Annotated in this window: 19 protein-coding genes and 1 tRNA gene; 14 read left to right on the top strand and 6 right to left on the bottom strand. The window is 63.7% G+C overall.

The features are described 5' to 3' along the window. Positions 1-42: 42 nt before the first annotated feature. Complete coding sequence (locus G452_RS0109080; protein ID WP_022661942.1) at positions 43-1,593, bottom strand: NFACT RNA binding domain-containing protein; 1,551 nt, start codon at positions 1,591-1,593, stop codon at positions 43-45. Between the two features lie 21 nt (positions 1,594-1,614). Continuing rightward, positions 1,615-1,977 (bottom strand): RNA polymerase-binding protein DksA, encoded by a 363-nt coding sequence (gene dksA, locus G452_RS0109075; protein WP_022661941.1) that lies wholly within the window; start codon positions 1,975-1,977, stop codon positions 1,615-1,617. Between the two features lie 206 nt (positions 1,978-2,183). Between dksA and G452_RS0109070 the strand changes: the two genes are divergently transcribed. Beyond that, positions 2,184-2,258 (top strand) — tRNA-Gly (locus tag G452_RS0109070). Between the two features lie 148 nt (positions 2,259-2,406). Here G452_RS0109070 and G452_RS0109065 read toward each other — a convergent pair. Beyond that, the gene (locus tag G452_RS0109065) at positions 2,407-3,219 is read right to left on the bottom strand and encodes a nitroreductase family protein (protein ID WP_022661940.1); all 813 of its coding nucleotides are present in this window, start codon (positions 3,217-3,219) and stop codon (positions 2,407-2,409) included. Positions 3,220-3,451: 232 nt separating this feature from the next. Here G452_RS0109065 and G452_RS18735 point away from each other — a divergent pair, with 232 nt between their 5' ends. After that, a complete protein-coding gene (locus G452_RS18735; RefSeq protein WP_051142019.1) occupies positions 3,452-4,387 on the top strand; it encodes a hypothetical protein in 936 nt (311 codons plus the stop codon). A gap of 40 nt (positions 4,388-4,427) precedes the next feature. Here G452_RS18735 and G452_RS0109055 read toward each other — a convergent pair whose 3' ends face one another. Next, the gene (locus G452_RS0109055; protein WP_022661938.1) at positions 4,428-5,429 is read right to left on the bottom strand and encodes a metal-dependent hydrolase; all 1,002 of its coding nucleotides are present in this window, start codon (positions 5,427-5,429) and stop codon (positions 4,428-4,430) included. A gap of 127 nt (positions 5,430-5,556) precedes the next feature. Here G452_RS0109055 and G452_RS0109050 point away from each other — a divergent pair, with 127 nt between their 5' ends. The 10 genes from G452_RS0109050 to G452_RS0109005 all read left to right on the top strand — a co-directional run bounded on the left by G452_RS0109050 (position 5,557) and on the right by G452_RS0109005 (position 15,293). Beyond that, entirely contained in the window at positions 5,557-6,204 is a 648-nt protein-coding gene (locus G452_RS0109050; RefSeq protein WP_022661937.1) for a phosphatidylserine decarboxylase family protein, read from the top strand. Positions 6,205-6,216: 12 nt separating this feature from the next. Next, positions 6,217-7,008 (top strand): CDP-diacylglycerol--serine O-phosphatidyltransferase, encoded by a 792-nt coding sequence (gene pssA, locus G452_RS0109045; RefSeq protein ID WP_022661936.1) that lies wholly within the window; start codon positions 6,217-6,219, stop codon positions 7,006-7,008. A 402-nt stretch (positions 7,009-7,410) separates the two neighbouring features. Then, the gene (locus tag G452_RS0109040; protein ID WP_022661935.1) at positions 7,411-8,949 is read left to right on the top strand and encodes a 2-isopropylmalate synthase; all 1,539 of its coding nucleotides are present in this window, start codon (positions 7,411-7,413) and stop codon (positions 8,947-8,949) included. 3 nt (positions 8,950-8,952) lie between these two features. Beyond that, positions 8,953-10,209 (top strand): 3-isopropylmalate dehydratase large subunit, encoded by a 1,257-nt coding sequence (gene leuC / locus G452_RS0109035; protein ID WP_022661934.1) that lies wholly within the window; start codon positions 8,953-8,955, stop codon positions 10,207-10,209. 231 nt (positions 10,210-10,440) lie between these two features. Beyond that, positions 10,441-10,935, top strand: coding sequence for a 3-isopropylmalate dehydratase small subunit (locus G452_RS0109030; RefSeq protein WP_022661933.1), 495 nt, complete (start codon positions 10,441-10,443; stop codon positions 10,933-10,935). Positions 10,936-10,980: 45 nt separating this feature from the next. Next, the gene (gene leuB / locus G452_RS0109025; RefSeq protein ID WP_022661932.1) at positions 10,981-12,051 is read left to right on the top strand and encodes a 3-isopropylmalate dehydrogenase; all 1,071 of its coding nucleotides are present in this window, start codon (positions 10,981-10,983) and stop codon (positions 12,049-12,051) included. Between the two features lie 59 nt (positions 12,052-12,110). Further along, positions 12,111-12,509 carry a bacteriohemerythrin gene (locus G452_RS18730; protein ID WP_022661931.1) on the top strand — a complete coding sequence of 133 codons (399 nt, stop codon included), beginning with the start codon at positions 12,111-12,113 and terminating at the stop codon, positions 12,507-12,509. A gap of 14 nt (positions 12,510-12,523) precedes the next feature. Further along, positions 12,524-13,369, top strand: a complete 846-nt coding sequence (locus G452_RS0109015; protein ID WP_022661930.1) for a helix-turn-helix transcriptional regulator — start codon at positions 12,524-12,526, stop codon at positions 13,367-13,369. A 65-nt stretch (positions 13,370-13,434) separates the two neighbouring features. Further along, positions 13,435-14,265, top strand: coding sequence for an AraC family transcriptional regulator (locus G452_RS0109010; RefSeq protein WP_022661929.1), 831 nt, complete (start codon positions 13,435-13,437; stop codon positions 14,263-14,265). Between the two features lie 104 nt (positions 14,266-14,369). Further along, entirely contained in the window at positions 14,370-15,293 is a 924-nt protein-coding gene (locus tag G452_RS0109005; RefSeq protein ID WP_027189134.1) for a DMT family transporter, read from the top strand. 28 nt (positions 15,294-15,321) lie between these two features. Here G452_RS0109005 and G452_RS0109000 read toward each other — a convergent pair whose 3' ends face one another. Then, a complete protein-coding gene (locus G452_RS0109000) occupies positions 15,322-15,525 on the bottom strand; it encodes a 2-hydroxymuconate tautomerase family protein (RefSeq protein WP_022661927.1) in 204 nt (67 codons plus the stop codon). Further along, complete coding sequence (locus G452_RS0108995; RefSeq protein ID WP_022661926.1) at positions 15,513-15,794, bottom strand: GIY-YIG nuclease family protein; 282 nt, start codon at positions 15,792-15,794, stop codon at positions 15,513-15,515. The genes G452_RS0109000 and G452_RS0108995 overlap by 13 nt, the downstream gene beginning before the upstream one ends. Before the next feature lie 209 nt (positions 15,795-16,003). Here G452_RS0108995 and G452_RS0108990 point away from each other — a divergent pair, with 209 nt between their 5' ends. Together G452_RS0108990 and G452_RS0108985 are read left to right on the top strand one after the other, a co-directional pair. Further along, positions 16,004-18,031: an ABC-F family ATP-binding cassette domain-containing protein gene (locus G452_RS0108990; RefSeq protein WP_022661925.1), complete on the top strand. Its 2,028-nt coding sequence runs from the start codon at positions 16,004-16,006 to the stop codon at positions 18,029-18,031. Between the two features lie 5 nt (positions 18,032-18,036). Continuing rightward, positions 18,037-18,441 (top strand): (deoxy)nucleoside triphosphate pyrophosphohydrolase, encoded by a 405-nt coding sequence (locus G452_RS0108985; protein WP_022661924.1) that lies wholly within the window; start codon positions 18,037-18,039, stop codon positions 18,439-18,441. Positions 18,442-18,475 lie beyond the last annotated feature (34 nt).

The following is an 18,475-nucleotide window of genomic DNA, read 5'->3' as shown; positions in this document are numbered from 1 at the left end:
CATAACTGCGGGACGGCGTTTTGACGTTCGGGCGCAGGCGGGTCAGGCTTTGCGGGCGAGCTTCTGCTCCAGTTCCGGGTCGGGCCGCACCGCCAGCGTGCCCTGGACCTGATCCACGGCCACGGAACCGTGGTCCAGTCCCTTGATCTTGCGGATGTCCTTGACGAGCGCGTACATGACTTCCACTCTCCCGTCGCCTTTGAACGAACTCTTCAGAGCGCAGAGTTCCGCGGCTTGGAGCAGGGAGCGTTCCGGGACTTCCTGGGCCGGGTGGTCGCGTTTGAGAATCACATGCGAGCTGGGGCCGTCCTGGGCATGGAACCAGTAGTCGAAGGGACTCGCCGCCCGCGAGAGCATCTCGTGGTTGGCCTTCTTGTTCTTGCCGCGTGCAACGGCGAATCCGTCCTCGGTCGTGAAGAGGCTCACGGCGAGCCCCTGCCAGCGTTTGGGAAGCGGGGCGGGCGCGTCTGCCCCTTCCGTGCCGCCGTGCCGCCTTGGAGCCTGGCCGGGAGCCGGAGCGCCGCCTGCGTCCAGCCGGGCCAGCTCCTTGCCGAGTTCGTTGCGGCGGCGGGCGAGATGGACATACCCTCGTCTGCCCTTGTCCGCGAGGCGGAAGAGTCGTTCCATGTTTGCCGCAGGGGAAATTTGCGGGTCAAGCTCGATTTCCAGAGGGCCGAGTACCGGGTGTTCCAAGGTGATGCGTTCCGGAATCCGGTTTTGCTCTCCGTCATATCCGGTCAGCGTATAGAGGTTGGCCTTGAGGGCTTCGCCTTGCTCGCGCAGGGCGATCAGCCCGTCGAGCCGGGCTTTTTCCTGGTCGAGTCTTTCCAGAGCCTTGGCGATTTTTTTGCGTTGGCGTTTCAGCCGAACGAATTCCGGGCGTTCGGCCTGGTCTTCGAGGTCGGGAAAGAGGGTGCGCGCCCCCCAGGCTTCGGCGGCTTCCAGGGCGGTGTCGAAGGAAAGGTTGCGGCCAGGGGACGGCCAGACCAAGGGCATGCCCGGCCCTTCCTCCTCTTCCGGCGCATGGAAGCGGGAAGGGCGGTCGCCGCGGATCACCTGGAGATAGAGGTCGCGGGCGTCGTCGGGGTCAAGGCTGGCGAGCCGCTTGCGCAGCGGCGGCGAAATCTGGGGATACTCCCGCCAAATGTCCTTGTTCGCCATGACTTCGTCCGGTCCGGGCCATTCCGGTTCCGCGCCGAAGTCCGTGTCCGGCTCGTCGCAGACCCGCAGCCCTTCGCGCAGATCGAGGATCAGGCATCGCCCCGGGTTTTCCCGCGTGGTCGGGGCCAGTTCCAGCGCGAGACGCAGCGAGGGCCAGTCCGCGCGGCAGCCGATGATCCGGCGTCCGCCGAGGCGCTTGCGAAGCCACATGACGCGTGCGGGCGCGGTAAAGGGATTGGCCGGCTTCTGCGCCGAGAAAAAGAGAAGGCCCGCGATTTTCGCGGGCCGGAAAAGCAGATATCGAGCCGCATCCTTTCCGTCCAGGCGAAGCGTCCAGACGTTGTCGGCGGGGGCGTATATTTTTTCGATGCGCCGCCCCGCAAGCAGGATTCCGGCCTCGGCGGCCAGATGGCGGAAGAAGTTCGCCTCCATTGCGGCTGTCTCGAACCGGGGCTAGTCGCCCCGGACCTGTTCGTCCTCTTCCTGTTTGCTTTTGCACTGGATGCACAGCGTGGTCATGGGGCGGGCCTTGAGCCTGGGGGTGCCGATCTCGTCTCCGCATTCGGAGCAGATGCCGAAATCGCCGTCCTCGATGCGCTGCAGGGCCTGCTGGATTTTGCGGACGAGTTTGCGCTCGCGGTCGCGGATGCGCAGAGTGAAGGCGCGATCCGATTCAGCGGTGGCGCGGTCCGCAGGGTCGGCGTAGATTTCGCCGGACTCCGTCATGTCCTCGATGGTTTCCTGGCTCTTCTGCATGATGTCGTCGAGCAGGCCTTCGAGCACTTCGCGGAAATACTTGATATCGTTAGCTTCCATGTGAAAATACTCCTGCGGGGATGTCGGCTGCCCGATTGTTTCGGGTTGCCGCGCTCGAATGAAGTGTGTGGATATATCAGAAAAGTGCCAAAAGTAAAGCATATGAATATGCTTAATGAAACCAGGAAGTTTTACTCTGAGAAAAAGTTAAATCGAAGGGTTGACAGGTGAGGGCGGCACGAGTAAACAGAGTGTCCCTTGATTGAGCGGGAATAACTCAGTGGTAGAGTGCAACCTTGCCAAGGTTGAAGTCGCGGGTTCAAATCCCGTTTCCCGCTCCATGTTTCAGGCCGGCTTTCGAGTCGGCCTTTTCTTTTGCCCTGCGTCCGGCGTGCGCCTGGCTTTGATGTCGAGCCATGTGTGCCCTGCGGCGTCGGCGGTCCGCCGCAAGCACGAGGCCCCGCTTTCGCGGGGCCTTTGTCGTTCGAATCAGTCGATCCAGTCCACCTGGACGGGATTGCGGTCCGGGATCATATAATATCGGAATTTCGTGTAGCCGAGCATGAGCGCGCCGTAGATGCGGTTGCCCTGGGGAATGTTCAGCAGCTTGTCGATCTGGTCCGTGTATTCCACGGCGTTCATCAGAAATCCGGCCCAGCAGGCCCCCACGCCCTTGGAATGGCCCGCCAGTTCCAGATAGGTGCAGGCGATGGAGCAGTCCGCGGCGGGGCTTTCCCCGTCCACGGGCGCGTGGGCCACGGCCATGTGCGGCGCGTGCCGCAGCACCTTGTCGTCCTGATGGTCGCGCCAGGCCCGGATGACGCCCGGGAAGAGCTTCATTTTTTCCATCCATTCGACCACGCATTCCGTGAGCTGGTCGATGGTTTTGCGGTCGTTGACGATGACCCACCGAACCGGCTGGGCATTATGGGCCGAGGGGGCATAGCGGGCCACGTCGAGCATCCATTCGAGATCCTCGCGGGAGACCGGTTTCTTCTTGAAGGTGCGGACGGAGCGGCGCGACTTGAGGAACTGGGCTACCTGTTCCGGACCGGGCTGGAGCTCCTTGTCGAAGGGGATGCAGTTCTCAAGCCGGAGCATCTTCAGGTCGAGGGCCTGGGAAGGGCAGACCGAGACGCAGTGGCCGCAGGCGATGCAGTGCTTTTTGGCGGCGCGGCGCAGACGCGGGTAGCCATCGTCCCCGTAGTAGATCAAGTCGAAGGGACATTCCAGCTCGCAGATGCAGTCGCGATTGCATTTATCCCGATCGATCAGGATCAGGTCTTCGGCGTTTTTTGCCATTTTCTTCTCCTTGCTTCAGGCAAGCTTGTATCAAGGCCACTTCCGAGCGTCCACGAAAAGGTTTCGGCCTGCCCGGACATGACTGACGCAGCGCAATGCTCTGATTTGATTGGGATGTGATTAAAAAATGAATTTTGAAGGAGGCAGGCGGACATCCCGGCACAACCCCTGCACTGGATCGGGGGACTGCAAAAAATGCCCGCCGCGCTTCGCGGCCACTGGAGGAATCGCCATGAGCAAGGTCGCTGCTCCTTGTCATCTCAACAACGAAGAGGCTGCCGGCTTGATCGGTCCGGCTCCGCGCTGGCTGGACCAGGCCCCTTTGGTGGACGACCTTCGGATCCTCGGCGATCCCATGGTTCCTCTTTCCGCACAGTCTCTGATGAACGTCGCGGCAAAGTATTTTTTCGCCTTTGTCCATCCCGGCGCGCAGTCCAATCCGGTTCCGCCCTCGGCAATCGGGGCGCTGCTCGGCATGTTTGCGCGCTGCCGCAGCCTGAACGAGCCGGACGACGACATTGAAATCATGAACATGCTGCGGCGGTTCGCGCCGGCTTTGTCCCTGGCCGGGGAGCCCGAAACAGCGGCCCGCATGTTGCGCGCGCTGTTCGGTCAGCGCGTGGCCGAAACCGGGCGTTTTCTGGGGCTGGATCTCTATTCCGGTGCGGGCCTGCTGGTCCTTGGGCAATATCTTCTGGCCCGCCGCGCCGGCGTCGAATCCATCGAGGTCTGGGGCATGGAGGAGGACGCGGAGGTCGCGGACCGTGCAGGGGCGCTGCTGCGATCCCTGGGGGCGGGCAACGTCGTGCACGCCAGCCCCGCGACGGCTTCCTCCTATGCCTTGGCAGGGGGGCGGAACATCGCTCTCGTCAGCGCAGCAGACACCACGGGCACCTGCGCCGCTCTTTGCGACGAACGGTTTTTCGGTGCCTACGCCGCTCTGTTCGAAGCCTGCGGTCCGGCCTTGGGCCGTGCGGAATTCTTTCCGGAAGGATTGATCGTCTACAGCCGGGAAACGAACGCTTCCCTCATACTCAGCCGGGAGAACGGCTTTCAGCGTCCTGCGGAATTCGAGGGCGCGGCCCTGCATCCCCAGGCCTGGATCGTGAGCGGCGAAATCCTGCCTTTGCACAGGCTGTCCCGCGGATCGGGCTTCGGCAAGAACTAGCCTCTCGAAGTCGCCTGTAAATCCCGCAGGACCAGCGCGGCTATTCCATGAAGGAACGCGCGAACGTCTTGCCGCCTCTGTGGAAGACGAATTCCTTGATCTGGCCGGAAGAGTCCAGCCGGACGGTCAGGGCGAAGGGAGTGCGTCCGTTTTCGAAGAGCTTGCGCATCAGCGGTCCGGGCGACTGGAAGCGCAGGTCGCCGAAAACGAGATTGCGCTCTCCGTGCTCGCCGGGTTCCTCTATATAATATGGGAAGGCGGTAAACCAGAAATAGGTGTCGAGGAAGGGGTCCGCCTTGCGCAGCCGTTCGATCAGTTCGCGGGTGGGGCGCAGGTAGGCGAAATCCGGATCGGCGTTGGCGTCGGAGAGCATGTCGATGCTTTCCAGGGCGTATCGTCCGTCGCTGACGAGAATCGCCTTCCAGTAGAGCGGGGAAAGCACGTCCGTTGTGACGCTGAGGCATTCGTACGGAGCGTCGCTTTTGGCCAGGGCGTCCACGTAGCGGGTTTCGGCCACGACGCGCAGCCCGGCGCAGGCCAGTGGATAGATGAATATCCAGGCCAAGGCGACCAGGGCGATGGTTCGCCTGCGGCTTTTCCAGAATGCGGCGATGAGAATCGCGGCGATGGTCAGGCCGGTGTAGATGGGGTCGATGATGAATATGGCGTCAAAGGAAAGCCGGGCGTGGGAAAGGGGAGCGAAAATCTGCGTGCCGTAGCTGGTGGCCAGATCCTGATAGATGTGCGTCGAGAGCAGGGCTGCGCAGAGCCCGGCCAGGATGCCGAAGCCTGGCCGTCCTGCGGGACGCGCATACAGCCATGCGAAAAGCGGCGAGGCCAGGGCCACGAAGAATACGGAATGGGTGAGCCCCCGGTGGTGCAGCAGATAAAAGGACGGGTCCGAGGGAAAGAAGAGAATGTCCACGTCAGGCAGAACCGCGAGGAGCAGGCAGAGCGCCAGAAGCAGACGCGCCCGGGGAAGGCGGTCGCGTACGGCCTGAAAGATGACGGCTCCGGCGGAAAGATGGGTTACGGGATCCATGCGGTTTTCATACTGGAAGGAACCGGGACGCACAAGAGGCGTGAGCAAGGTTGACCTGGGAACCGAGGCCGGGTAGCCTACGCTTTTATATCAATGTTACCGTTTTGCCCGGAAGCGGAGGTGAACGATGCAGCAGAGGTCCGTCGGCGTATGTCCTGAAGGCTATCCCTTTCTGATTCTGGCGGCGTTCGCCACAGTGATATTCGCCGTTCTCGGCTGGTGGGGCTTCACCTTGCTGAGCTTCGCCCTGACGGCCTTTGTGGGCCATTTCTTTCGCGACCCGGAGCGCGTGCCGCCGGAGGACGCGGAGGCCGTGGTTTCGCCTGCGGACGGGCGCATCGTCAAGATCGCTCGCGAAAAGGATCCCATCTCCGGCGAGGAAAAGCAGGCGGTATGCGTGTTCATGAACGTCTTCGACGTGCACGTGAACCGCATGCCCGTTTCCGGTAAGATTGAGACAATCCGGTATATTCCCGGCAAGTTCTTCAACGCCTCCCTGGACAAGGCCAGCACGGACAACGAACGCAACATTCTGGAGATCGTGGGCAAGGGCAACCAGCGCTTCACCGTGGTCCAGATCGCGGGCCTCATTGCCCGACGCATCGTCTGCTGGTCCGAAAAGGGCGACAAGCTCAAGCGTGGGGACCGGTTCGGCATGATCCGCTTCGGCTCCCGCGTGGACCTCTACCTGCCCGACGGCTTCGAGCTGGAAGTCTCGGTGGGCGACCGCGTCTTTGCCGGAGAAACCGCCCTTGCCAAGCGCAAGGCATCCTAGGAGCTTTCACGTATGGCTGTTCGCAAGCGGCTGCCGCGCAGCAAGGCCGTCTACATCCTGCCCAACCTGTTTACCACCGCCAGCCTCTTTCTGGGGTTCATGGGCATGGTTTGGTCCGTGCGCGGCGATTTCGAGTCCTGCGCGCTGGCCATCCTGGGCAGCGCCGTCTTCGACGCCCTGGACGGCAGGGTGGCGCGCATGACCAACACCACCAGCGAATTCGGGGTCCAGTACGATTCCCTGGCCGATCTCGTGGCTTTCGGCGTTTCCCCCGCGATCCTGGTCTACATGTGGCAGCTTTCGCAGTTCGGCCGCCTGGGCCTGATGGCCTCGTTCCTGCTTGTGGCCTGCGGGGCGTTGCGTCTGGCTCGTTTCAACGTCCAGGTCAAGGTCACGGACAAGCGCTTCTTCACCGGCCTGCCCATTCCCGCCGCGGCCTGCACCCTGGCCACGCTTGTGCTCTTCATGCCTTTCGTCCCGCCGCACATCGCGGAGACGTCCCTGGCTCCGGCCCTGCTTGTGCTGGTCTACCTGCTTTCCTTCCTGATGGTCAGCACGGTGCGCTTCGCCTCCTTCAAGGAGCTCGGCTTTCTGCGCGCCCATTCCTTCAGCACCATGGTCGTGGCCATCCTGCTTTTCGTGCTCGTGGCCACCAAGCCCCGTGTCCTTGGCTTCCTGATCTTTCTGGCCTACATCGCTTCGGGCCTCGGCTATACGCTGTTCGTGCTTTCGCGGCGCGGGGCCAAGCTCTCGCAGCCGCCGCACGAGGATGCGGAACATGGCGAAAAAGAGGGCGGGCGCTAGCGGAGACGAAGCCGCGCACTCTCGGGCAAAGCGCATTGCGGGCCGAGCGGCGTTTGCCCGTTCGGCCCGTTTGTTTTTCCGGGGGGAATCCGGAGCGGCAACGGTTTCTCGTCCCTGTTTCGGAATCGTGCGATTTGTGGTTGACAGCACGCGAGTCCCGCGACTACCTTCGAGGCAAATGATCTCTTCTTTCTCCCGAGCCCATGCGGCTCTTCTTCTCTCCCTCTCTCTACGCCCCCTATCCCTATAGGGGGGCGCAATCACGCGCGAACCGCGCGTTGCTTCAAATCATAGATTTTCTCTCCCTTGCCCCCGGAGAGCCGGTATTGTCCCTGGCGCCGGTGTATCCTGTTGCGGGCATGGCGCTGAACGTTTACCTTCCACAAACCGATGGAGGCTGTCATGGCTGACCGCGTATACGTATTCGACACCACCCTCCGCGACGGCGAGCAGTCGCCCGGCGCGACCATGAACCTGCACGAGAAGATCAGCATGGCCCGGCAGCTCGAGACGCTGGGCGTGGACATCATCGAGGCGGGTTTTCCCATCGCCAGCCAGGGCGACTTCGAGGCCGTGCGCGAAATCGCCCGTTCCGTGGGGGACGGCGTGCAGGTGGCCGGGCTCTGCCGCTCCGTGCTGAAAGACATCGACCGCGCCTGGGAGGCCGTCAAGGTTGCCAAGAATCCGCGCATTCACACCTTCCTCGCCACCAGCGACATTCACATGAAGTACAAGCTTCAGCGCACGCCGGAGCAGGTGCTTGAAATGGCCGAAGCGGCCGTTCGCCATGCCGTGTCCCTGACCCCCAACGTGGAGTTTTCCGCCGAGGACGCCTCCCGCTCGGACTGGGGCTTTCTGGCCAAGGTCTGCGAGCTGGTCATCGACTGCGGCGCAACCACGGTGAACATTCCCGACACCGTGGGCTACATCCAGCCTTTCGAATACCACGATCTGATCAAATATCTGATCGAGAAGGTGCCCAACAGCCACAAGGCCGTCTTCTCGGTGCACTGCCACAACGATCTCGGCCTGGCCGTGGCCAACACCCTGGCGGCCATCCGCGCCGGAGCCCGGCAGGTGGAGTGCACCATTTCCGGCATCGGCGAGCGCGCGGGCAACGCGGCCCTGGAAGAGGTCATCATGGCCTTGAACACCCGCAAGGAAGCCTACGAGGTGGAAACCGGAGTGGACACCACCCAGCTCTTCCCCTCCTGCCGACGCCTGGCCCAGATCATCGGCCAGCCCATTCCGCCGTACAAGGCCGTGGTCGGACCCAACGCCTTTGCCCACGAATCCGGCGTGCATCAGGACGGCATGCTCAAGAACCGCATGACCTACGAGATCATGACTCCGGAGGCCATCGGCCGCTCCGGCACGGAAATGGTCATCGGCAAGCATTCCGGCTCCCATGCAATCAAGGCCAAGGTCAAGGAGCTGGGCTACGATCTGGACGACGCCCAGCTGGCCGTGGTTTTCCAGGCCGTCAAGGATCTGGCGGACAAGAAGGAAAAGATTTACGACGAAGACGTGCAGGCCATGATCATGGAAAAGGTCTTCCGCAAGCGCGACCTTTTCCGCATCAAGGACATGAGCGTTTCTTCCAGTTCCGGCAGCGTGCCTCCCCAGGCCGCCGTGGTCATGGAGTTCCTCCGCGACGGCGAGCTGGTGGAGGAAAAGACGAACGTCGTCTTCGGCAAGGGATGCGTGGACGCCGTGTTCCGCTGCATCTGCGACGTGGTGAACGTGCACCCCAAGCTGGAGCGCTATTCCGTCAATGCCGTGACCGCCGGGACCGACGCCCTGGGCCAGGTCAGCATCCGCATTGAGGAGAACGGCATTCGGGCCGTGGGCCGCGCCGCCGATTCCGACGTCATCCGCGCATCGGCCATGGCGCTCGTCAACGCCTTGAACCGGCTGATGAAGATCAAAGAGGAGAACTGACAGATGCCCCAGACGTTAGCTGAAAAGATTTTGCAGCGGCATACCGACGAGGAGGCCGCTTCCGGCCGGATCGTCCGCTGCCGGGTGGACATGGTCCTGGCCAACGACATTACCGCTCCCCTCGCCATCAAGTCCTTCAAGGCCATGGGCGCGGAAAAGGTCTTCGACAAAGACCGCGTGGCGCTGGTCTGCGACCATTTCACGCCCAACAAGGACATCGATTCCGCCGAACAGGTCAAGGTCGTGCGGGATTTCGCCCGGCAGATGGACGTGACCCATTATTACGAAGGCGGCAATGTGGGAGTGGAGCATGCCCTGCTGCCGGAGCTGGGGCTTGTCGGTCCCGGCGACGTGGTGGTCGGCGCGGACAGCCATACCTGCACCTACGGCGGCCTGGGCGCGTTCGCCACGGGCATGGGCTCCACGGACATCGCCGGAGCCATGGCCCTTGGGGAAACCTGGTTCAAGGTGCCGCCGAGCATCAAGGTGGAGATCAAGGGCAAGCCCGAACCGTTCGTGGGCGCCAAGGACTACATGCTGAAGCTGATCGGGGAGATCGGCGTGGCCGGTGCGCTCTACAAGGCGCTTGAATTCTGCGGTCCCATCGTGGAAGGACTCACCGTCGAGGGACGCATGACCATGGCCAACATGGCCATCGAAGCGGGCGGCAAGGTCGGACTCTTCGCCGTGGACGGCAAGACCCTGGAGTATGCCGGACAAGCCGGGCGCAAGGGCGACGTTGTGCTCTTCCCGGACAAGGACGCCGAGTACGAGCGGCTCGTGGAGATCAACGTGGACGACATGTCCCCGCAGATCGCCTGCCCCCATCTGCCGGACAACGTCCGCCCCGTGGACGAGGTCGCTGGGCTGCGGGTGGACCAGTCCGTGATCGGCTCCTGCACCAACGGCCGCATCGAAGACCTGCGCGAGGCCGCCGCAGTGCTGCGCGGCAGGAAGGTCGCGAAGCATGTGCGCTGCATCGTGCTGCCCGCCACCCCCAGGATCTGGACCCAGGCCCTGCGCGAGGGGCTGCTCGAAATCTTCATGGAAGCGGGCTGCATCGTCGGTCCGGCCACCTGCGGCCCCTGCCTGGGAGGGCACATGGGCATTCTGGCGGGCGGCGAGCGCGCCATCGCCACCACCAACCGCAACTTCAAGGGCCGCATGGGCAGCCTGGAAAGCGAAGTGTACCTGTCCGGTCCCGCCGTGGCCGCGGCCTCGGCAATCGCCGGAGAAATCGCCCACCCCGCGCACGTCTAGAACTGCGCGGGGAGGAAAAGGCACGCCTCCGGCGGCCAAGGGGCCAGCAGCCCCTTGGAACCCCGTTTACCGCCTTGCTGCGCAAGGCGGGGTGGGTTTCGGAAAGAATTGACGCAACTTCGCGGGTCGCAGCAGGCGGACCGCAGAGTAAAGATTTTGGGAGGGGGGTCCGGGAGGAGGGCCTTTTGCAAAAAGGTCACCCCCGGGACTTCTCCAAAGGAGAAATAGCTCATGAAAGTACAGGGCAAGGCGCACGTGGTCGGCGACCACATCGACACGGACGCCATCATTCCGGCGCGGTTTCTGGTGACCACGGACCCGGCGCAGCTCGGCGCGAACTGCATGGAAGGCCTGGAAGCGGGCTGGATCAAGCGGGTCAGCGCCAACGACATCATGGTGGCCGGGGAGAACTTCGGCTGCGGCTCTTCGCGGGAACACGCGCCCATCTCCATCCTCGGCGCGGGAATCCCCGTGGTCGTGGCCAAGAGCTTCGCGCGCATCTTCTATCGCAACGGCTTCAACATGGGGCTGGTGCTTTTGGAAGTGGGCGATGAGATCGACAAGCTGCGCGACGGCGACGAACTGGAAGTGGACACGGCTACCGGCGTGATCCGCAACCTGACCACGGGCGAGCAGGTGCAGTGCGCACCGGTGCCGCCGTTCATGCAGGAGATCCTGGATGCGGGGGGACTGGTTCCGTATGTGAAGAAACGTTTGGCCGCCTGATTCGTGTCAGCTGCAACTGTTTGAAATAGAAGAGAGTTGATTGCCATGACCAAGATTTGCGTATTGGCCGGAGACGGCATCGGGCCGGAAATCGTGGCCCAGGCCCTGCGTGTGCTGGCGAAGGTCGGCGAGCGTTTCGGGCGGAGTTTTGAAATCGAAAACGCGCTGATCGGCGGATGCGCCATCGATGCCACGGGCGGGCCGCTGCCCCAGGAAACCGTGGACAAGTGCCGCGCTTCGGACGCCGTGCTGCTCGGCGCCGTGGGCGGCCCCAAGTGGGACGACCTGGATCCCGCCATCCGTCCCGAAAAGGGGCTGCTCGGCATTCGCAAGGAGCTGGTGCTGTTCGCCAACCTGCGTCCGGCCAAGCTTTTTTCGGAACTGCGCGACGCCTGCTACCTGCGGCCCGACATCACGGCCAAGGGGCTCGACGTGATGGTGGTGCGGGAGCTTACCGGCGGCATATACTTCGGCGAACCGCGCGGCGAGGAGCTGCGCGAGGGCAAGCGCGTGGGCTGGAACACCATGATCTACCACGAGGACGAGGTCCGGCGCATCGGCGTGGTCGCTTTCGAGGCGGCCCGCAAGCGGGGCAAAAAGGTCTGTTCCGTGGACAAGGCCAACGTGCTCGACGTTTCCCGCGTCTGGCGGGCGGTCATGCGCGAGGTGGCGGCCCAGTACCCGGACGTGGAGTTCAGCGAGATGTACGTGGACAACGCGGCCATGCAGCTCGTGCGCGACCCCTCCCAGTTCGACGTCATGGTCACGGGCAACCTCTTCGGCGACATCCTTTCCGACGAGGCCGCCGCCATCACCGGGTCCATCGGCATGCTTCCCTCGGCTTCCCTGGGGAGCGGCGGTCCGGGGCTGTACGAACCCATCCACGGTTCCGCGCCGGACATCGCCGGGCAGAACAAGGCCAACCCCCTGGCCACGATTCTGTCCATTTCCATGATGCTGCGCCACTCCCTGGGCATGGCCGAGGAGGCGGACGCCGTTGACGCCGCCGTGGAAAAGACCCTGGCCCAGGACTACCGCACGGGCGACATCATGCAGCCGGGAGCCATTCCCGTCGGTTGCAAGGAGATGGCCGATGCCGTTCTTGCGAATATCTGATCCTGTTGGTATCGATTCCAAAAGCTCCGCCGCAAGCGGCGGAGCTTTTGGAGGTTCATGTGGTGTTCGCTGAATGGAACGAGGGCTTGTCCGTCGGGGACGAAGAAATCGACGGCCAGCACAAATGGCTGTTCTTCATTATTAACCGCCTCGTGGACGCCATCGGCCAGGACGACGAGGAACGGGCTGTCGTACGCTGCATGGTGGACATGGAGCGCTACGCCCTGACGCATTTTTCCACCGAGGAAGCCTACATGGAAAGCCTGGGCTATCCCGGACTCGCCCAGCACCGACTGTTGCATCTGGGATTCGCCGAACAGGTTGAGAACTTCCGGGAAGCGCTCATTCTTGGGGAAATCTCCGCAGTCGATGTGGCCGATTATCTCAAGAAATGGCTGGTCGCGCATATCCAGAAGGCGGACGGCGACATCGCCCGGACCATGGGGCTTGGCGGCTGACCGCCGGAGGGGGCATGACCTCGCCGCACGACGTGCGCTTTTGGCGCGACCCGGAACTGCAAGACCTGGAAATCCGTTTCTCCCGCTATCGCAGCGTTTCCTTTCCGAAGCATGCCCACGAAACCTATTCGATAGGTGCCGTGCTTTCCGGCGGAACCCGTCTCTGGGCGCGCGGCCGGGAGCAGCGAGTCGCCGAAGGCTGCCTTGTGCTTTTCGCGCCGGGCGAGGTGCACTCCTGCAATCCCGAAGATCCTGATTGGGCCTATTACATGTTTCACGTCCGCCCGGATTGGCTGGAGGCGCTCGCCAGGGACATGGCCGGGGCATCGGCTGCCGGAGAAGCGTCGGTCCGGTTTCCGCGGACGGTGGTTCGCGACGCCGAGCTGGTGGACGCCTTGCAGCGATTGGCGGTGTCCGTGACGGAGCAGGCCGAGCTTCTGGAGCGGCAGGGGCGGGCCGTGGAGGCTTTCGGACTGCTTCTCGCGCGGCACGGCGAAGTGGGCCGGACCGGCGGCGACGTTGCAGGCGAGCGCCGGGCCGTGAGCCGGGTACGCGAAATCCTGTCCGAAAATTTCGCAGACAAGCTGACCCTCGAAGATCTGGCCCGCGAGGCGGCCCTGAGTCCCTACCATCTCTTGCGGGTCTTCCGGGAAAGCACGGGGCTCACTCCGCACGCCTGGCGCACGCAGCGGCGCATCAGCCACGCGCGCGACCTGCTCGCGCAGGGGGTTCCCCTGGCGCGGGCTGCCCAGGAGACCGGGTTCGCGGACCAAAGCCATTTCAGCAAAGCCTTCAAGCAGTATGTCGGAGTGACGCCCGGCGGCTATCTGCGGGAGGCTTCCGCGCAGAGCAATTTTTGACAAGACGTTGCTCCGGGAGCATGGCAGCCTGCCGTCATCCTGACACGGTATCATCGGAGCGAGCAATGCAGCGGAAGGACGAAGTGCGCTTCTGGCGAGATCCGGATATCGCTGGCGTGGAATTCCGCGTCTCGCGATACGAGCGGTTCGCCTTTGCTCCGCACACCCACGACACCTATTCCGTGGGGCTCATGCACACGGGAGGAACCCGGCTCCTCGAACACGGTCCCGGAGAGCCCCGTGTCCTGGCCGGAGAAATCGCGGTCATTCCGCCCGGACGTGTCCATTCCGGCGTACCTCTGAACGGGAGGGAGATCGCCTACCAGATGCTTTATGTCGAGGCGGCCTGGCTGCGCGACTTGAGCCGCGAGATCGGGGGCGGGGACGAACTGCCGCGTTTTCGCGACAACGTGCTCCGCGACCCGGCTCTGCGAAGCGCGCTGCGTTTCATCGTGGACCTGACCGCGAAGAGCGGGCAGGGCGGGAGCCTGGCCAAGCAGTCCGCTTCCGTGGTGGCCTTTTCCTGGCTGCTCGCGCGGTACGGCGAGGTTCGCGGCCGGGGGCTGGATGCGCCCATGGAGCCGCGCGCCGTGCAACTGGCGCGGGAATATCTCGCGGACAACTATGCCCGCAAGGTCAGCCTGGACGAACTGGCGGCGGTGACGGGGCTGAGCCGCTATCATCTGCTCCGGCAGTTCAAGCGCAGCCTGGGGCTGCCGCCGCACGCCTGGCAGGTTCAGCAGCGCGTGCAGCAGGCCCAGCGTCTGCTGGCCTCGGGCGAGCCCATCGCGGAAACCGCCCTGGCCACGGGCTTTGCGGATCAGAGCCACTTCAGCAAGGTCTTCAGGCAGATCGTCGGGGCAACGCCGAATCAATATCGACGCTGCGCGGATTGAGCGCCTTTCCGGAATTCCTTTCGGATCAGCAATTTTCTACAAGATGGATTTCGTGCCTGGGGGTAGAAACGCCCATGCATGAAACGGAGGATGCGATGCGAAAAATGGAACGCAATATCTGGCCCGTGGCCGCCGTGCTCGGCGCAGTGGTGCTCTGGGGCAGTTCTTTTCCGATGATGAAGGCGGTTCTGGCGGTCTTCGGTCCCTGGACCATCATGTGGCTGCGCATGGCCGTGGGCGCGCTGGTGCTTCTGCCTTTTTGCGGCCGCATGAGCTTCGCCGGCTACCGCAGGGGCGATTGGCTGCCCCTGGCCGGCATGGCCCTGTGCATGCCCTGCCTGTATTTCCTGCTGGAGTCCAACGCCCTGACGCTGACCACCTCTTCCCAGGCGGGAGTGGTCTCGGCCATCCTGCCGTTGGTGGTGGCCGTGGGCGGCTGGCTTTTCCTGCGCGAACCCCTGGAACGCGGCTCGCTTCTGGGATTGGCTCTGGCTTTGGGCGGAGTGCTCTGGTTGACGCTGAGCGGCAGCCCGAAGGCGAGCGCGCCGAATCCCGTGCTCGGCAACCTGCTGGAACTCGGAGCCATGCTCATGGCGGCGGTATACATGCTCCTGGCGCGCAGGCTGGGCGACCGCTACTCGGCCCTGACCCTGACCGCGCTCCAGACCGCCGCAGGGCTGATATTCTTCTCGCCCGGAGCGTTGGAACTGGGCTCGCAGACCCTTTCGCAGACCAGCGCGCTGCTCGCCGCCGCCTATCTCGGCGCTTTCGTGAGCATCGGCGCGTTCGGGCTCTATAATTACGGCCTCACGCATATGGCCGCAGGCAAGGCCGCCTCGGCCATCAACCTCGTGCCCGTGGTTTCGGTGACGCTGGCCTGGGTCTGGCTTGGGGAGTCCCTGAACCTGACCCAGGGCATCGCGGCCTGCGCCACGCTGCTCGGAGTCTGGCTCGCGCAGCGCGGCGTTTCCACGCAAAAGGGCATGGAAGAGGTTCTGGCGAACCCCGCGGCGAACGAGGCGGGCTGAGCTTAAAAAATGGGAGGAAGGCTGCGGCTCAGCTTTCCCGCGCCCTCCGCCTGGTCACGCTTTCCCCGCCGATGCCCCAGTTGTCCGTGTCCACTTCTTCGATGATCACCACGGTGGTGGCCGGGTTCTTGCCGAGCACGTCGCGCAGCAGCCCGGTCACGCCTTCGATCAGTGCGGCCTTTTGTTCGGCCGTGGCCCCCTCTTTGGTGATCTTGATGTTCACGAACGGCACGTCGCTTCCTCCTCGGCAGCGAGCTTCAAGGCCGCCGGTTTTTTGTTTCTGGGCAGTTTCTTGATGGCCATTTCCAGACGCAGCGCGGCTCCCTTGTCCGCGCAGGGGCAGCAGGCCACCGCGCGCACAGGGGTTCGGGAACGGGTGTATTTCGCTCCCGCGCCCGCATTGTGAGCGGTCAGGCGGCGGTCCAGATCCGTGGTCACGCCGCAGTAATACGTGCCGTCCGCGCATTCCAGCAGATAGACGAACCAGGGCGAATCGGTCATTTCCATGCTCCAACGAAACCGCAACCAGGGGGTTGCGGATGCTTGCGGTCCAAGTGGGCCGAACCAGGCTTCAAGACGTCCCGCCCTTGCCATTCCTGGCGTCCCGGTATATTCCCATGCACGCGCGGCGTTCGCCTCGCGCACGCAAGTCCGAGTTTCCACGAACCCCAACCAAACCGCAACCCCGGTTGCGCGAAACGAGTGTCTTCATGTCCCGCGTGACGGTGCAGTCCCTTGAGAAATCCTACGGCGGCCGCGATCTTTTCGGCGGCTTGTCCTTCGAGCTCGCCCCAGGCATGCGCCTGGCCATCGCCGGACCCAACGGCTGCGGCAAGACCACGCTGATGCGCATTCTCGCCGGGGAGTCCTCTGCGGACGCGGGGCAGGTCAGCATGGCCAAGGGAGCCCGCGTCGGGTACGTGCGCCAGGAGCTGGACGAGGCGGATCTCTCGGAGCGGCTGCTTTCCTGGGTGCTTTCGGCGCTTCCCTCCTGGCATGATTTCTGGGATGAATGGGAAGCGGCGGTGCAGGCCAAGGACGAGTCCAAGCTGGAGCGTCTTTCGCACCAGCAGGCCGAGTTCGAACAGCAATACGGCTACAACCCGGACCATCAGGCCCGCACCATTCTTTCGGGCCTGGGCTTTTCCGAATCGGATCTGCTCAAGACCCTGGGCGAATTGTCGGGCGGCTGGCGCGAGCGCGCCAAGCTCAGCCGCGTGCTGCTCCAGGGCGCGGACGTGCTCCTGCTCGACGAGCCCACCAACCATCTCGACCTGGAAGCCGTGGAGTGGCTGGAGCAGTATCTGCTCGGCTTTCGCGGCACCCTGGCTTTCGTGGCCCACGACCGGATTTTTCTGGAAAAGGTCGGCACCCATGTGCTTTTCGTCGCCGGCGGGCGGGCGCTTCTGCGCAAGGGCACGTTTTCCCAGTTTCTGGAATGGGAACAGGAGAACCGCGAGCAGCTGAATCGCGAAGCGGCCAAGCTGAGCAACCGCATCGAATCGGAAATGAGCTACATCCGGCGGTTCCGGGTCAAGGCGCGCAAGGCGGCCCAGGCCCAGAGCAAGCTCAAGAAGGTGGAGAAGCTCCAGACCGAGCTGGCCCGGCTTCAGGGCGAGCAGTCTTCCGCGCGTCCCGGCAAGTCCCTCAGTTTCCGGCTGCCCGAACCCAAGCGCGGCGACAAGGTGGCCATCAACGCCGTGGATCTGCGCTTTTCCTATCCCGGCGGGGAGAGCGTCTGGGACGGGCTCGGCTTCCAGCTCTTCCGGGGCAAGAAGGTGGCCCTGGCCGCGCCCAATGGAGCGGGCAAGACCACGCTGCTCAAGATCATCACCGGAACGCTGAAGCCGGAAGCGGGCCACGTCAAGATCGGACAGAACACGTCCGTGGGCTATTTCAGCCAGCATCAAAGCGAGATCCTGAACACGGGCAATACGGTCATCGGCGAGATTCGCCGCCTTTCCGACCCGAACCTGACCGAAGAACAGCTCATGTCCGTGCTGGGGCTGTTCCTGCTCGGCGAATCCTATTTCGAGCGCCGCGTGGAGGCGCTCTCCGGCGGCGAGAAGAACCGGCTGATCCTGGCGACGCTTTTTCTGGCCCGGGCCAATCTGCTCATTCTCGACGAGCCCACCAACCACCTGGATCTGGAAAGCCGCATGGGCCTCGTGTCGGCGCTCAAGGACTACGAGGGCACGCTCTTTTTCGTGGCCCACGACCGCTACCTGCTCAGCGAAGTGGCCGAGGAGGTCTGGTCCCTGAGCAGGGAGGGCATCGAGCAGCATACGGGCTTCGAGGCCTGGGACGCCTGGCGGCGGCAGCAGCTCTCCGGGGCAGGCACGCAGGGCGCGGCCAAGAACCCGACGCAGGACGCAGGCCAGGAAGGGGACGAAGCCCCCGAGGAAAGCGCGGAGGCCGCGTCCGCTCCGCGCCTCTCCAAGGAGGACAAGCGTCGCCTTGCGGAAGCGCGCAACCGTCTGTACCGTGAGCTCAAGCCGCTCAAGGAGGAATATTCCTCCAAGGAGGCCGAGCTGGAAAAGGTGCTGGCCGAGATGGCCGGGCTGGAAGAGCGCATGAACGATCCCGCCACGTATGAGAAGCCGGAAGAAGCGCTTCGGATCAACAAGGCCTATCGCGAGGTCGAGGACTGGTCCGAGCGGCTCATGGAACGCATGCACGAGTTGGAGACGAAGATGGAAGCGATCAACGTCAAGCGCGTCGAGCTGGGGCTGGAGTAGGCCGGGTGCGCGGAGAAATCCACGTCGTTGCCGCCGTGATCTGGCAGGACGGCAGATATCTGGCCGTGGAACGCCCCGATCACGGCCCCTGGGCGGGTTGGTGGGAGTTCCCCGGGGGAAAGATCGAGCCGGGCGAGGCCCGCGAGGCCGCCCTGGCCCGCGAGCTGAAAGAGGAACTGAACATCACGCCCGTGCGTTTCGAATTCTGGCGCGGGAAGCGGCACAGCTATCGGCGCATGGACGTCAACCTCTATTTCTTTCATGTTTTCGAATATTCCGGGCTGCTCGTGCCTCAGGAAGGCCAGGTCATGACCTGGCTTGAGCCGGGGAATCCCGGTTCGCGGGTCTTTTTGCCCGCGGATGTGGAAATCGTCCAGGATCTCAAACGGTCCGGCCCGCCCCGCAGCTGATCTATTGAACCTTCCGGGGGAAGGGAGTAAGAAG

Source organism: Paucidesulfovibrio longus DSM 6739 (genome assembly GCF_000420485.1).
Classification (GTDB): Bacteria; Desulfobacterota; Desulfovibrionia; order Desulfovibrionales; family Desulfovibrionaceae; genus Paucidesulfovibrio; species Paucidesulfovibrio longus.
The sequence above is the reverse complement of the archived record's forward strand: the minus strand, read 5'-3'. Positions and strand labels throughout refer to the sequence as shown.